Raw genomic sequence first — 14,799 nt, 5'->3', positions numbered from 1 at the left:
TCGTTGCCGTCTGCGCCGAAGCATCCGCTCGAGCGCGAGCGGGTCAGGACTGCGACTTGCCCGCCGAGCCGAGCTGCTGGGTCGACTGCACGACGCGCGCGGCCATGGCCGACTCGGCGACCTTGCCCCAGGCGCGCGGGTCGTAGGCCTTCTTGTTGCCCACCGAGCCGTCGACCTTGAGCACACCGTCGTAGTTGCTGAACATGAAGCCCGCGACCGCGCGCGTGAACGCGTACTGAGTGTCGGTGTCGATGTTCATCTTGATGACGCCGTTCCTGACCGCCGTGGCGATCTCGGCGTCGGTCGAGCCGCTGCCGCCGTGGAAGACCAGGTCGAGCGGCTTCGGGCCGGTGCCGAACTTCGCGGCGATGCCCTCCTGGATCTCGCCGAGCAGGTCGGGGCGCAGCTTGACGTTGCCAGGTGCGTAGACTCCGTGCACGTTGCCGAACGTCAGGGCGGCGATCCAGCGGCCCTGCTCGCCGAGGCCGAGGCCTTCGACGGCTGCCGTGACGTCGGCGACGGTCGTGTAGAGCGCGTCGTTCGAGCCTTCGTGCCGCACGCCGTCCTCCTCGCCCCCCACGACACCGATCTCGACCTCGAGGATCGCGTTGATCGCCTTGAGCCGGGGGAGCAGCTCCTGAGCGATCTCGATGTTCTCGCCGAGGGGAACGGCCGAGCCGTCCCACATGTGCGACTGGAAGATCGGCTGGCCGCCGTCGGCGACGACCTCTTCGGAGGCCGCGATCAACGGCAGCACGAAGTCCTCGAGGGCGGGCTTGGGGCAATGGTCGGTGTGCAGGGCGACCGTGATCGGGTAGCTCTTGGCGACCTCGTGCACGAACTTCGCGAAGGCGAGCGCACCGGTCGCACGCGCCTTGACGGTGTGTCCGGCGAAATAGTCCGCGCCACCCGTCGTGACCTGGATGATGCCGTCGGATCCGGCCTCGGTCAGGCCCTGAAGGACCGCGTTGACGGTCTGGGAGCTGGACACGTTGAACGCCGGATAGGCGAATCCGCCTGCTTTCGCGCGGTCCAGCATCTCGGCATACTGCTCGGGGGTGGCGACGGGCATGACAGCTCCTTGGTCGTGTGCAGGGTTCCACGGTCACTCTAGCGAAGGGCGCCTCGCCTTCGGGATGCCGTCAGGCCCGCGGCAGGGGTTCCACGTGCCGCAGCCATAAGAATCACGATTCCTTCGGCACGCGTGCCTGCGAATCCGCGAACCGACGCGGAGGTGGTGGCTAGGCTGACCTCATGGTGAGCCTTTCCGCCGACATGAGTCCGCTGCATCCCGACCGAAACCTCGCGCTGGAACTGGTGCGCGCCACAGAGGCCGCCGCAATCCGCGCGGTGCCCTTCATCGGACGAGGTGACAAACTGGCGGCCGACGCCGCCGCCGTCGACGCGATGCGCGCGTTCTTCACGACGGTGAACTTCGACGGCACGATCGTGATCGGCGAGGGCGAGAAGGACGAAGCGCCCATGCTGTTCAACGGCGAGAAGGTCGGCAACGGCCGCGGACCGCAGTGCGACGTCGCCGTCGACCCGATCGACGGCACCTCGCTGACAGCCGCGGGGCGCCAGAACGCCCTCTCGGTGATCGCGGTCTCCGACCGCGGCAGCATGCTCGACGCGTCCACCGTCTTCTACATGGACAAGCTCGTTACCGGACCTGCGGGAGTCGGCGTCGTCGACATCCGCCTGCCGATCGGCGAGAACATCCGTCTGCTCTCCAAGGCGCTCGGCAAGCCGATCGAGGAGATGGTGGTCTCGGTGCTGAACCGTCCGCGGCACGAGAAGCTCATCGCCGATATCCGCGCGGCCGGTGCCGGCACCCGGCTCATGTCCGACGGCGACGTCGCGGGCGGCATCAACGCGGCACGGCACAACGCCCGCACCGACATGTGCGTGGGCGTCGGAGGCAGTCCCGAAGGCATCGTTACGGCGTGCGCCATCAAAGCGCTCGGCGGCCACATCCAGGGGATCCTCTGGCCACGGCACGACGAAGAGAAGCAGAAGGGCGCCGATCACGGTCTGCGCACCGACGGCTACGTCTATGAGGCCGACGAGCTCGTCACCGGCCAGAACACGATCTTCGTGGCCACCGGCGTGACCGACGGCCAGCTCGTCGCCGGCGTGCGGCACGAGGGCGACTTCATCTACAGCGAGAGCGTCGTTCTGCGCGGACGCTCGGGAACGCTCCGCCGTATCGTGTCGGAGCACCTCACCTCGAAGTGGCTCTAGTTCGCGAACGGACCGACACTCCGAGGCGCACGTGGTGTGAGTTGCAGTTGTGACTGAGTCGCAATGCGGTCGGCCGCCGACGTCTGGCACAATCGAACCGGTGTCAACGAGGACGCACGAATGTTCTCAGACCCGAGGGGGTTGACCATGCCAGCACAAGGAGGCGGCACCAAGCCGCAGACCGGCGCGATCGCCGTCGTCGCCGACGCAACCGATCCCGCACGCCGCCCCGATGTGCTCTTCCGCGTTCGACGCGCCGACGATCACCAGGTCTCGGCATGGTGGATGATCGGTGCGTTCGTCGCCGTCTCGGTCGCCGTGATCGCCCTGCTCAGCTTCGTCCCCGGCGGGGCTTGATTCGAAATCAGTCGGTCAGCGGCAAGATGCGCTCGCGCACATCGCCGAGGTCGGCGCCGAGCAGGACGTCGTCGGATGCCGTGTTCGCGGAATCCGGCAGATTCAGCGGTTCGTCCCGCCCGCCGGGCGCGCCGTCCAGCATCTCAGGTGCGGTGAGCCGACGCGGCGCCCTCTCGACGATCGTCGGCGCGGCCAGCGCGTCGAGCTTGGTCTGATCGATTCCGGGGAACTTCCGCGCTGTCACCAGCACCCGGGACTCCAGCGACCCTGCGAAACGGTTGTAGCTGTCGACGGTGCGCTCGATCGCGCGCCGAAGGTCGTCGGCGTGACCTGCCAGCTTGCCGAGCCGTTCGTAGAGCTCGTTGCCGAGCTCGAACAGCGCGCGCGCCTGCTGCGACACGTCCTGCTGCGTCCACGTGTAGGCGACGGTCTTGAGCACCGCCCAGAGGTTGACAGGCGACGCGAGAGCGACCTTCTTGCCGAACGCATAGTCGAGCAGGGAAGGATCCTCCTCGAGCGCGGCGGCCAGGAGCGATTCGCTGGGCACGAAGCAGACGACGAACTCGGGACTGGAGGCAAGGCCAGCCCAGTACATCTTGCGGGCGAGCGCATCGATGTGCGCGCGCAGCGCTTTCACGTGCTTGTCGAGCAGGGACTTGCGCCGTGCGCCCTCGGCGCCCAGCGCCGTCAGCGGGATGGCGCTGGCCTGGAGGTAGGCATCCAAGGGAACTTTCGCGTCGACGGCGATCGCCTTGTCGCCGGGAAGGCGGATGACCATGTCGGGGCGGCCGGCGCCGGCATCCGAGGTGATCGAGGTCTGCGTGTCGAAGTCGATGTAGCGGGTCAGGCCGGCGGCCTCGACGACGCGGCGCAGCTGCGTCTCGCCCCACACCCCCCGTGTGCTGCCTGAGCGCAGAGCGCCGGCCAGCGACTCGGTGGTTGCGCGCAGCGCTTCGTCCGACTGCTGCGCCTGGCGCAGCTGCTCGGCGAGCGTGCCGAACTGGGCGTGCCGGTCGCGCTCGAGGTCGTCGACCTTCGTCTGCATCGACTGCAGCGTCTCGTGCACCGGGGCGAGGGCGCGCAGCACGGCCTGCTCGCGGCGCTCGCGTTCTTCGCGTGACGCCTGGTCGCTGCGCGCCTGCGCCGCGAGCTCGCGGTACAGCAGCTGCTGGTGGTCGAGCTGGTCCTGCACACCCTGGCGCGTCGCATCGCTCGCGGCCAGCCGGGCGCGCAGCTCTGCGGTAGACAGGCTCGCGCGGGTGGTCGCGCGAGCGCCCCCGGCGAACCAGCCGGCGAGGATTCCCGCGGCGACGCAGCCGATCACGACGAGGGAGACGGTGAATGCATCCATGTGTTCACTATGCTCTGGACACCCGACATCTCCCCCCTGGTGCCGTTTCACCGCCACACCGTCGACCATCGCGCAGGCGCCTGGGGTCTGATCCGCGGTCGTGAACGCTCAGCCGACGGCGCCGACCAGGGGGAGCAGCGTTCCGGCGTTCGCAGCGGGCTGGGGGATGTGTACGCGGGACACCCGGACGGATGCCGCATCCGCGAGTGCGGCGATGTCCTTGGCCCCGACGAGCTCGGCGGCGTGGATCATGATGTGCGCGCACGCGAGCGCGTCCGCCGTCGGGTCGTGGTGGGGGAAGTCGATGAATCCGGCCGCCGCGGCCACCGAGGGCAGGCGGTAGGACTCCAGATCGTAGAGCTTGCGTGCCACCTGCAGACTGCAGACGTACTGATACGGCGGGTAGGGGTCGCCCGTGGCTTCGCACGCGCGACGGAGCACCATCATGTCGAAGCCGGCGTTGTGCGCCACCAGCACGTCAGCCCCGGCGAAACCGGCGAGGTCGTCGAGCTGTTCGCTCCAGGTCTTGGCGCCTTCGACGTCCTCGGCCCGCAGGCCGTGGATGCGCGTGTTCAGCTCGAAGAACCGGTCATGTCCGGGCGGGGGCTGGATGAGCCACCCGGCGGTGGCGACCACCCTGCCGTCACGCACACGCGCGAGTCCGACCGCGCAAGCCGATGCGTTACTGGAATTGGCCGTCTCGAAGTCGATCGCGGTGAAGTCCAGGGGCACGCCTCCAGCGTCACCGGATGCGGTTCATCCGCGGCGGAGGCGCGCCGCAGGAGGTAGGCCTAGTGTTCTGACATGGCCAGCAAAGAAGAGATGTCGATGTCCTTCGGCTCCGAAGCCGAAACGTATGAGTCCGGTCGTCCCGACTATCCGATCCAGGCGGTGGACTGGATGCTGCAGCCGGTCGTCGGCGGCGAGCGCAGCCTGAGGGTGGCCGATGTCGGCGCCGGAACCGGCAAGCTCACCCGGGTGGTGCAGGAGCTCGGCGCCGAGGTGGTGGCGGTCGATCCCGACCCGAAGATGCTCGAGACGCTGCGCGAGAACGTGCACGGGGTGCCGACGTTCGTGGGCTCGGCCGAGCACCTGCCATTGCCCGATGCGAGCGTGGACGCGGTGGTGCTCGGGCAGGCGTGGCATTGGGTCGATCCGGTCGCGGCATCCGCGGAGGTCGCGCGCGTGCTGCGCTCCAGGGGAGTGCTCGGACTCGTCTGGAACGTCCGCGACGACGACGTGCCGTGGGTCGCGCGGCTGGCCGAGATCCTGCACGGCAGCCATGCCGAGAAGATGCTCGCAGAGGGCGACCCGGCGCTCGCCGCGCCGTTCGGCGAGCTCGAGAGCGCCCAGTGGCGGTGGTCACGCCCGATGAACCGGGAGACGCTGCTGGCGATGGCGCGCTCGCGCAGCGCCATCATCACCGCCGCGCCGAGCGAGCGCGTCAGTATCGAGTCAGGGCTCGTGGAGCTGTTCGACGACATCGGCGCGATCGGCGACAAGGTCGTCGAGCTGCCCTACGTGACGCGCGCGTATCGAGCGCTGCGGCCCTGACCTGACGCCTGGGCGCGTGGGCAGGCCCGGGTAGACTGGACTCCCGTGGCTCTCACTATCGGCATCGTCGGCCTGCCCAACGTCGGCAAGTCCACCCTCTTCAACGCGCTGACCAAGAACGACGTGCTTGCGGCGAACTATCCGTTCGCGACGATCGAGCCGAACGTCGGCGTCGTGAGTCTGCCCGACCCTCGGCTGGCCAAGCTCGCCGAGGTCTTCCACTCGGAGCGCATCCTGCCTGCGACCGTCTCGTTCGTCGACATCGCCGGCATCGTCCGCGGGGCGAGCGAGGGGGAGGGGCTCGGCAACCAGTTCCTCGCGAACATCCGCGAGGCGGATGCGATCGCGCAGGTCGTGCGCGGGTTCACCGACGACGACGTCGTGCACGTCGAGGGAGGCGTGAACCCCAAGAACGATCTCGAGACGATCAACGCCGAGCTGCAGCTGGCCGACCTGCAGACGCTCGAGAAGGCGATCCCGCGCATCGAGAAGGATGTCAAGGCCAAGAAGACCGATGCCGCCGTGCTCGAGGCCGCGATCGCCGCGAAGGACGCACTGGAGCGCGGCATCCTTCTCTCCCAATCGGGTCTCGACCTCGCTCCGATCAAGGAGCTGGGTCTGCTCACGGCCAAGCCATACATCTACGTGTTCAACGTCGACGAGGCGATTCTGACGGATGCCGCCGCCAAGCACGCCCTCGAAGCACTGGTCGCGCCCGCTCACGCGGTGTTCCTTGATGCGAAGATCGAGTCCGAGCTCATCGATCTGGACCCCGAGGATGCCGCCGAGCTGCTCGCTTCGACGGGTCAGGACGAGTCGGGGCTCGACCAGCTCGCCCGCATCGGCTTCGACACGCTCGGACTGCAGACCTACCTCACGGCGGGGCCGAAAGAGGCGCGCGCCTGGACGATCGGCAAGGGCTGGAAGGCACCGCAGGCCGCCGGCGTGATCCACACGGACTTCGAGAAGGGCTTCATCAAGGCCGAGGTCATCTCGTTCCACGACCTGATCGACGCCGGCTCGGTCCTCGAGGCCCGTCACCGCGGCAAGGCGCGACTCGAGGGCAAGGATTACGTCATGCACGACGGCGACGTCGTGGAGTTCCGCTTCAACGTCTGACGTGCGAGCCGGCCGCTGGACCCGTCGCGCCGCGCTTCCCCCTCCGAGAGGACCCTTCGATGACCGACACCACGATCTTCGAGCCGACCGGCCGCGCCATCCCGTTCGCAGTCGAGGGCGAGGGCCCCGTCTCACTGGTGATGTTCTCCGAGGGAGGCCTTGAGGCCGACGGTCTCGCCGTCATCTCTCACTATCTCGTCGAGGAAGCCGGATTCCACGTCGTGCGCATCGGCTCCGCCGCCGAGTCCGCGGGCGTGGACGAGCGCGTCGAAGGCGCCGTCGACGTTCTGCGCCACATCGGCCTCGAGCACACCTGGATCGGCGGACACGGAGCAGGTGGATCCGTTGCGCGCACCTTCGCGGCGTCCCACCCCGACCGGACGAACGGCCTGCTGCTTCTCGGGGTCGAGGACGGAGGGCTTCCGCTCCCCCCGCTGATGCCGGTGCTGATCATCCAGGGCGCGGATGACGACGTCACGCCTCCGGCCCACGGAGCGCGGCTGCACTCCACCGCTCCTGAGCGCACAAGTGTGAACAACATCGACGGCGCCGGCCATCTGTTCCCGCTCACGCACCCGATCGAGACCGCCTTCATCATCGAGGAGTATCTCGACTGGGACTGATCAGACGGATGACGCGGCGTCGGGTCGATGTCGACTCGCCCCCTCCTCATCTCCGACTCGCACGTGCTCGTTTCGTTCGAGCGGGTGAGCGCGCCGTGGGACTTCTGGCCCTGTGCACCCTCGGCGGGGCATGCGAACCTCGATCAGGCACAGTCGCCGATCGGTGCGGCTGGGGAGGACGTGCATCATGGTCTCGACGGCAGAAGGGGGCCCGACCGGACGGGGGTCAGCCGATCTGAGGTTCCTCGGCGCGGCAGACACCGTGACGGGATCGCGGTACCTCATCGAATCCGGATCGCAGCGTGTGCTGGTCGACTGCGGCCTGTTTCAGGGGCTCAAGGTGCTGCGAGAGCGCAACCGCGCACCGTTCCCGGTGCCGCCCGAGTCGATCGATGCCGTCGTGATCACCCACGCGCACCTCGATCACACCGGCTACCTCCCCGCCCTCGTCCGCGACGGCTTCCGCGGCCGCATCTATGCCACCCCCGCGACCACGCAGCTGGCGGGGGTCATGTTGCCCGACAGCGGATACCTGCTCGAGGAGGAGGCCCGGCATGCGGCATCCCATCGGTGGTCCTCCCACGCGAACCCGCTTCCGCTGTACACGGCGGAGGATGCCGAGCGGGCACTCACCCGTTTCCATCCGGTCGATTTCGACACGACCGTCGCCGTCGCGCCAGGGGTGCAGGTCTCGTTCACGCACGCCGGGCACATCCTGGGTGCGTCCGGGGTGCACGCGACGGTGGCCGGAACGTCGATCCACTTCACCGGCGACCTGGGTCGCAGCGCAGATCCGGTGATGCGTGCCCCGGCTCCCCTGGAGAGGTCGGATGTGCTCGTCGTGGAGTCCACCTATGGCGATCGTGCGCACTCGCCGGTGGACCCGGGTTCGGCGCTGGAGGAGGTGATCACTCGTGTCACCCGCAAGGGGGGCGTCGTGCTGATCCCCGCATTCGCGGTCGGGCGCACCGAGTCGGTGCTGCTTCAGCTGGCCAAGCTGCGGCAAGCGGGACGGCTGCCCGAGGTGCCGATCTTCCTGAACAGCCCGATGGCGATCGAAGTCGCCGACATCTACCACCGGCATCCCGAGGAGCACCGGCTCACGGCCGCCGAGATCGACCTCATGTACAGCATCGCCACGCCGGTCCACTCGGTCGACGAATCCAAGCTGCTCAACCTCCGCGGCGGGCCGATGATCATCATCTCCGCGAGCGGGATGCTGACCGGCGGCAGGATTCTGCACCACATCGCGGCATACGGGTCGGATCCGCGCAACGCGATCGTGCTGACCGGCTACCAGGCGGTCGGCACGCGCGGATCAGCGCTGCTCAGTGGCGCGTCGAGCCTGCGGATCTTCGGCAGGGACGTGCCGATCCGCGCGGAGGTGGTCTCGCTCGACAGCCTGTCGGCCCATGCTGACGCCGACGAGGTGATGGCGTGGATGAGCGCCGTGTCCGAGCCGCCGCAGTCGGTCTATGTCACGCACGGCGAACCCGTCGCTGCCGACGCTCTCCGGGCCCGCATCAAGCGGGAGCTGCATTGGGACGTCCATGTGCCGGAACAGCTTCAACGGGTGCACCTGCCGGTGCGAATGACCACCGGGCAGGTGATCTCCTGACGCATCTGCAAGTTCACAAGTTCTTCCACGCCATCCGGAGCGGAGAATAGGACTTGTTTCCGTAGCCTGAGAACACGACGTCCGACCTTACGAGGAGCACCGCCATCGACACTCCGCTCATCGCGCCCCCCGCTGCCGGTCAGCCGGTGCGGGCGGCGTACTTCGTCTCGGACAGCACGGGCATCACGGCCGAGACTTTGGGCAGCGCTCTGCTGGCGAACTTTCCCGGCGTGACGTTTCACCGTCACACGATCCCGTTCATCGACACGGCCGAAGGAGCACGCAACGTCGTGCGTGAGATCCAGGACTCCTTCCGCTCCGGCGGCGACCCGATCGTGTTCGCGACAGTCAAGTCGGCCGACATCGTCGCAGAGCTCGCTGCGTCGGGAGCGGTTGTGATCGATCTGCTCGGCGGCCACCTGCGCGAACTGGAGGCCGCTCTGGGCAGCACGGCCTCCGAGCAGCTGGGGCAATACCACGGCGTCGGTGACATCGAACGCTACTTCGCGCGGATGCGCGCCGTCGAGTACGCCATCGAGCACGACGACGGTCAGAGCATGCGCGCGCTCGACATCGCGGATGTCATCATCATCGCGCCGTCGCGGTGCGGCAAGACGCCCACGACGATGTACCTCGCGCTGCAGTATGGGCTGCTGGTGGCGAACTACCCGCTGACGGATGACGACTTCCCGTCCGACGGGCTGCCCTCGGCGGTGGCGAAGTACTCGAGCCGCTGCTTCGGCCTCACCACGACGCCGCTGCGGCTCAGTCAGGTGCGGCACGAGCGGCGACCCGGTTCCACGTACTCGAGTCTCGCGCAGTGCACCCTCGAGTTGCGCCGCGCCGAAGACCTCTACCGCCGCAACCGCGTGCCGTTCCTCAACTCCTCGACGAAGTCCGTCGAGGAGATGTCGGCCGTGATCATGCAGTCCATGAAGCTGCGCAGCTCAACCCCGGTCACCCCTTCGGCGTCCGACGCCTCACACATCAGGAGACTCACATGACGAACATCCTCTGGTTCACGGAGATGGGTATGGCCGACGTGGCCCAGGTCGGCGGCAAGAACGCCTCCCTCGGCGAGATGGTGTCGAATCTGTCGCATCTGGGAGTGAGTGTTCCGGGCGGCTTCGCCACCACCGCCGACGCATACCGAGAGTTTCTGGCCGCCGACGGGCTGTACGACCGGATCAAGTCCGTGGTCGAGGAGCTGGATGTCAGCGATGTCGCCGACCTTTCGCGCGTCGGTGCGAACGTGCGCGAATGGATCGAGCAGCAGCCCCTTCCCGCGCAGGTCGAGGCGGACATCCGCACCGCGTACGCCACCCTCGTCGACAACGACCCGATGCCGGAGTCGGTCTCGTGGGCGGTGCGCTCCAGCGCGACGGCGGAAGACCTGCCCGACGCTTCGTTCGCGGGGCAGCAGGAGACCTTCCTGAACATCAGCGGCATCGACAATGTGCTGGCTGCAGTCCGCAGCGTCTTCGCGTCGCTGTACAACGATCGCGCGATCGCCTACCGCGTGCACAACGGCTTCGAGCACCACGACATCGCCCTCTCGGCCGGTGTCCAGCGGATGGTGCGCTCCGACCTCGGGTCCTCCGGCGTGCTGTTCACCGTCGATACCGAGTCCGGCTTCGACCAAGCCGTATTCATCACCAGCTCCTACGGTCTGGGCGAAGCGGTCGTGCAGGGTGCGGTCAACCCCGACGAGTTCTACGCGTACAAGCCTGCGCTGCGCGACGGCCACCCGGCGATACTGAAGCGCTCTGTGGGTGAGAAGGCCGTGAAGATGGTCTACGCCGACGGCACCCACGTCGGGGGCAGCACCGTGTTCACCGACGTTCCGTACGAGGACCGCGCGCAGTTCAGCATCACGGATGCCGAGATCGAGGAGCTGGGTCGCCAGGCGCTCACGATCGAAGCGCACTACGGCCGGCCGATGGACATCGAGTGGGGCAAGGACGGCATCGACGGAAAGCTGTACATCCTGCAGGCGCGTCCCGAGACCGTCGTGTCGCGGGTGGACGGCAACGTCACTCGCCGCTTCGTGCTCGAAGAGCACGGCACCGTCGCCACGGTCGGCCGGGCGATCGGTCAGAAGATCGGCGCCGGCCCGGTGCGTGTCATGACGAACCTGGAGCAGATGAATCAGTTCCAGGCGGGGGACGTGCTGGTCGCCGACATGACCGATCCCGACTGGGAGCCGATCATGAAGCAGGCGTCCGCGATCGTCACCAACCGCGGGGGGCGCACCTGCCACGCGGCGATCATCGCCCGCGAGCTGGGAATCCCCGCGGTCGTCGGCACGGGGGATGCGACGATCCTGCTGCGTGACGGGCAGGACGTCACCGTCTCATGCGCCGAGGGCGACAACGGGTTCGTGTATGACGGCATCCTGAAATTCGAGGAGGTCATCACGCGGCTCGACGAGATGCCCGAGAGTCCGACGAAGATCATGCTCAACGTCGGCACTCCGGATCAGGCGTTCGCGTTCTCGAAGCTCCCCAACGAGGGCGTCGGGCTCGCGCGCCTCGAGTTCGTCATCAACCGGCAGATCGGCATCCATCCCCGGGCCCTGCTCGATTTCGACACGCTCGCACCCGAGTTGAAGGGCGAGATCGCCGAGCGCATTGCGGCATACCCGTCGCCGCGCGACTACTTCGTCCAGCGCGTCGCCGAGGGGGTCTCGATGATCGCCGCGGCGTTCGCGCCGGAGCCGGTGATCGTGCGGCTGTCGGACTTCAAGTCCAACGAATATGCGAACCTCCTCGGCGGCGAGATCTACGAGCCGCGCGAGGAGAACCCGATGCTCGGGTACCGCGGCGCGGCCCGGTACATCTCCGAGGACTTCCGCGCATGCTTCGACATGGAGTGCGAGGCGCTGAAGTTCGTCCGCGACGAGATGGGACTCACGAACGTCGAGATCATGGTGCCGTTCGTGCGGACCGTCGGCGAGGCGCACGCGGTCATCGACCTGCTCGGAGAGAACGGCCTGCGGCGCGGCGAGAACGGGCTTCGGGTCATCATGATGTGCGAACTGCCCTCCAACGCCGTCCTCGCCGACGAATTCCTCGAATACTTCGACGGGTTCTCGATCGGCTCGAACGACATGACCCAGCTCACTCTGGGCTTGGACCGAGACTCATCGCTGGTGGCCGCGACCTTCGATGAGCGCGACCCGGCGGTGCTGAAGATGCTTTCGCTGTCGATCGAGGCCTGCCTGCGCGCCGGCAAGTACGTGGGGATCTGCGGGCAGGGTCCGAGCGATCACCCTGATCTGGCCGAATGGCTCGTCGATCAGGGGATCGGGTCGATGTCGCTCAACCCCGACACGGTCGTGGAGACGTGGCTGCGGCTCGCGAAGAGGCACCGTGAGCCCGCGCAGCTCTCGCCTGCCCACTGACGCGGCAGTACTGTCCGACCTGCCAGACCGGCGGGACGCTGCGCGCGTGACGCCACCGCGCCCGGGCGCGTGACTACGATGGATGACATGACCACTTCACAGCTGCCCGCCCCCGTGACCCTTCTTCCCGTCGGCGACGACGAGAACCTGCTGCCGGTCGTCGAATCCGGCGCGTCCTGCTGCGGCGGCTCGGCCTGCGGCACCGGCAACTGACTGCTCCTTCGTGCGAGAGCATCTCCGCTGAGATCACCTCGTCGTTCTGCCACCTTTACGGGGAGGTTCGCGATGAGCGACGAGCAGCTGCTGGGTACCACACCCAAGGTCACCCGCATCCTCATGTCCGAAGAGGCGATCTACGGACTCATCCTCGTGTCCGGCATGATCGTGGTCAGCTACGACCTCACCGGCACCTCGCTGAGCGCACTGATCACCGTCGTCGTGACCGTTCTGGTGTTCTTCGCGGCGCACGTCTATGCCGGCACCCTCTCGCGTCTCGCGGCGACGGACGGCAAGGCGGGCCTGCCCGAGAGCATCGGGGGTGCAGTGCATCACTCGCTCGGGATGCTGCTGGTCTCGCTCGCGCCGGTCGCGATACTGCTGCTGGGCGTGACGAGGGTGGTCGATGACGACTTCGCGATCTGGTGTGCGCTGTCCATCGATGCGCTCGCCCTGGGAGTGCTGGGATGGCTCGCGGTGGCGAAGTGGACGCGCCACTTCTGGCCCCGGCTCGCGAGTGCGCTGGTGACTGCTGCCTTCGGCGGCATTCTGATCATGATGAAGGCGTTCATCCACCACTGAGGGCGCGAGGCGCGGTGACCCACCGCGCGGCGTCAGTGCGCGATGGGCGCGTCGAACTCCTGATCCGCGGGCTTGCGAATCAGGAATGCCCCGACGAGCAGCGGCAGCGACACGATCGCGGCGATCATGAAGGCAGCCCGCACTCCCTGGGCGCCCGCAGCTGCCTCGGAGGCGCCGGATTCGACTGCGCCGGCGGTGACCGAGGCCATGATCGTGATCATGAGCGCGATCCCCGCCGCGCCGGCGACCTGCTGGACCGTGCCGAGGACGGCGGAGCCGTAGGAGTAGAAGCGCGGCTGCAGCGAGCCGAGGGATGCCGTGAACAGCGGGGTGAACGAGAGGGCGAGACCGATCGAGAGGATCGTCTGCGCGAGCGCGATCACCCAGATCGAGGTGGACTCGTCGACGGTGGTGTAGAACCACAGGATCGCGCTGGCGATGACCGAGCCGGGGATCAGCAGCACACGGGTGCCCCAGCGGTCGTAGATCCGGCCGATGATCGGTCCCGCCAGGCCCATGGCGAGCGCGCCGGGCAGCACGACCAGGGCGGTGGTGAGCGCGGAGACCTGCAGCACGCTCTGCATGTAGAGCGGCACCACCGTGATCGCGCCGAAGAACGCCAGGGACAGCAGGCCCATCTGAGCGATCGCGAGCGAGAAGTTCAGCGACCGGAACACGCGCAGATCGAGCAGCGCGCGGTCGCTCTTCTGCAGGACCAGCTGCCGCCAGATGAACAGACCGAGCGCGATCGTCCCGATCCCGAACGACACCGACAGCGTCACGGTCGACAGTGAATCGGCCGCAGCGGCGTCGGCGGCGCTGTCGCCGTCGGCCGCGCCCCCGCCCAGCTGACTGAGGCCGAACACGATCCCGCCGAATCCGAGCGCCGACAGGATGATCGACGGCACGTCGATCGGAGCGTTGGTGGGCTCACTGAGATTGTGGATCCAGCGGATGCCGACTCCCCACGCGACCAGCGCGATCGGCAGGACGATCCCGAAGATCCAGCGCCAGCCCACCGAGTCCAGCAGCAGACCCGACATGGTCGGTCCGATCGCGGGAGCAAGCGACATCACGATGCTCACGCGCCCCATGATGCGGCCCCGCGAATGCGCGGGGACGAGCGTCATGAGCGTGGTCATCAGCAGTGGCATCATGATGGCCGTGCCGGAGGCCTGGACGACGCGGGCCACCAGGAGCATCGGGAAGCCGGGTGAGAGGAAGGCGATCAGCGTGCCCAGGGAGAACAGGCCCATTGCCGCGATGAAGACCTGACGGGTTGTGAATCGCTGAAGCAGGAACCCCGAGATCGGGATGACGACCGCCATCGTCAGCATGAACGCCGTGGTCAGCCACTGCGCCGCCACCGCGGTGATGCCGAGGTCGTCGATGAGGTGCGGGATCGCCACGCCCATCGTGGTCTCGTTGAGGATCGTGACGAAGGCGGCGCCCAGCAGCAGCCAGATGACGCGGCTGTCGGCGCGGCTCAACCCCGCGCCCGGCGACGCGGGGACGCGGATGCTGTCGGTTCCGGGGGCGGTGTCTGTGGTGGCCAAAGGCATCTCCTCGGGGGTCGGCGTGCACCAGAGCCATCCCGTAGGCGGGTCACACGAAGAAGAACAAGTCCTCAGCGTAACGGCCCCGTCGGAGACCGCATTCCCGCCCGGCGTGAAAACATGCGGGTATGGCCCAGACTCGACGGCATCCCACCCTCTACCCCCGCGCCGCCGTC

At 67.8% G+C, this 14,799-nt stretch carries 14 protein-coding genes; 10 read left to right on the top strand and 4 right to left on the bottom strand.

The features are described 5' to 3' along the window. Positions 1-43: 43 nt before the first annotated feature. Complete coding sequence (fbaA, locus tag QZV84_RS04450) at positions 44-1,072, bottom strand: class II fructose-bisphosphate aldolase (protein WP_292825883.1); 1,029 nt, start codon at positions 1,070-1,072, stop codon at positions 44-46. Between the two features lie 182 nt (positions 1,073-1,254). On the opposite strand from fbaA, the gene glpX reads away from it, so the two are divergent. After that, the gene (glpX, locus tag QZV84_RS04445; protein WP_292825880.1) at positions 1,255-2,244 is read left to right on the top strand and encodes a class II fructose-bisphosphatase; all 990 of its coding nucleotides are present in this window, start codon (positions 1,255-1,257) and stop codon (positions 2,242-2,244) included. 147 nt (positions 2,245-2,391) lie between these two features. Then, positions 2,392-2,601: a UDP-N-acetylmuramyl pentapeptide phosphotransferase gene (locus tag QZV84_RS04440; protein ID WP_292825877.1), complete on the top strand. Its 210-nt coding sequence runs from the start codon at positions 2,392-2,394 to the stop codon at positions 2,599-2,601. A gap of 7 nt (positions 2,602-2,608) precedes the next feature. Here QZV84_RS04440 and QZV84_RS04435 read toward each other — a convergent pair whose 3' ends face one another. Further along, complete coding sequence (locus QZV84_RS04435; protein WP_292825874.1) at positions 2,609-3,952, bottom strand: DNA recombination protein RmuC; 1,344 nt, start codon at positions 3,950-3,952, stop codon at positions 2,609-2,611. Positions 3,953-4,060: 108 nt separating this feature from the next. Continuing rightward, entirely contained in the window at positions 4,061-4,684 is a 624-nt protein-coding gene (locus QZV84_RS04430; RefSeq protein WP_292825871.1) for a 3'-5' exonuclease, read from the bottom strand. Positions 4,685-4,756: 72 nt separating this feature from the next. Here QZV84_RS04430 and QZV84_RS04425 point away from each other — a divergent pair, with 72 nt between their 5' ends. The 8 genes from QZV84_RS04425 (at position 4,757) to QZV84_RS04390 (ending at position 13,067) form a co-directional block, all read left to right on the top strand. After that, the gene (locus QZV84_RS04425) at positions 4,757-5,506 is read left to right on the top strand and encodes a class I SAM-dependent methyltransferase (protein WP_292825868.1); all 750 of its coding nucleotides are present in this window, start codon (positions 4,757-4,759) and stop codon (positions 5,504-5,506) included. A 45-nt stretch (positions 5,507-5,551) separates the two neighbouring features. Continuing rightward, positions 5,552-6,625, top strand: a complete 1,074-nt coding sequence (ychF, locus tag QZV84_RS04420) for a redox-regulated ATPase YchF (protein WP_292825865.1) — start codon at positions 5,552-5,554, stop codon at positions 6,623-6,625. Positions 6,626-6,684: 59 nt separating this feature from the next. Beyond that, the gene (locus QZV84_RS04415; RefSeq protein ID WP_292825862.1) at positions 6,685-7,248 is read left to right on the top strand and encodes an alpha/beta hydrolase; all 564 of its coding nucleotides are present in this window, start codon (positions 6,685-6,687) and stop codon (positions 7,246-7,248) included. 187 nt (positions 7,249-7,435) lie between these two features. Further along, a complete protein-coding gene (locus QZV84_RS04410; protein WP_292825859.1) occupies positions 7,436-8,866 on the top strand; it encodes an MBL fold metallo-hydrolase in 1,431 nt (476 codons plus the stop codon). Between the two features lie 146 nt (positions 8,867-9,012). Beyond that, positions 9,013-9,870 carry a pyruvate, water dikinase regulatory protein gene (locus tag QZV84_RS04405; RefSeq protein ID WP_292825856.1) on the top strand — a complete coding sequence of 286 codons (858 nt, stop codon included), beginning with the start codon at positions 9,013-9,015 and terminating at the stop codon, positions 9,868-9,870. Continuing rightward, positions 9,867-12,269 (top strand): phosphoenolpyruvate synthase, encoded by a 2,403-nt coding sequence (gene ppsA / locus QZV84_RS04400; protein ID WP_292825853.1) that lies wholly within the window; start codon positions 9,867-9,869, stop codon positions 12,267-12,269. The genes QZV84_RS04405 and ppsA overlap by 4 nt, the downstream gene beginning before the upstream one ends. Before the next feature lie 87 nt (positions 12,270-12,356). After that, positions 12,357-12,482 (top strand): hypothetical protein, encoded by a 126-nt coding sequence (locus QZV84_RS04395; RefSeq protein ID WP_292825850.1) that lies wholly within the window; start codon positions 12,357-12,359, stop codon positions 12,480-12,482. A gap of 72 nt (positions 12,483-12,554) precedes the next feature. Further along, a complete protein-coding gene (locus QZV84_RS04390) occupies positions 12,555-13,067 on the top strand; it encodes a hypothetical protein (RefSeq protein WP_292825847.1) in 513 nt (170 codons plus the stop codon). 32 nt (positions 13,068-13,099) lie between these two features. Here the strand turns inward: QZV84_RS04390 and QZV84_RS04385 are convergent, their stop codons facing one another. Then, complete coding sequence (locus tag QZV84_RS04385; RefSeq protein WP_292825844.1) at positions 13,100-14,623, bottom strand: MDR family MFS transporter; 1,524 nt, start codon at positions 14,621-14,623, stop codon at positions 13,100-13,102. Positions 14,624-14,799: the final 176 nt, after the last annotated feature.

Source organism: Microbacterium sp. (genome assembly GCF_011620715.1).
In the GTDB taxonomy this organism is placed as follows: Bacteria; Actinomycetota; Actinomycetes; order Actinomycetales; family Microbacteriaceae; genus Microbacterium.
This window is presented reverse-complemented; position numbering and strand designations above follow the sequence as displayed.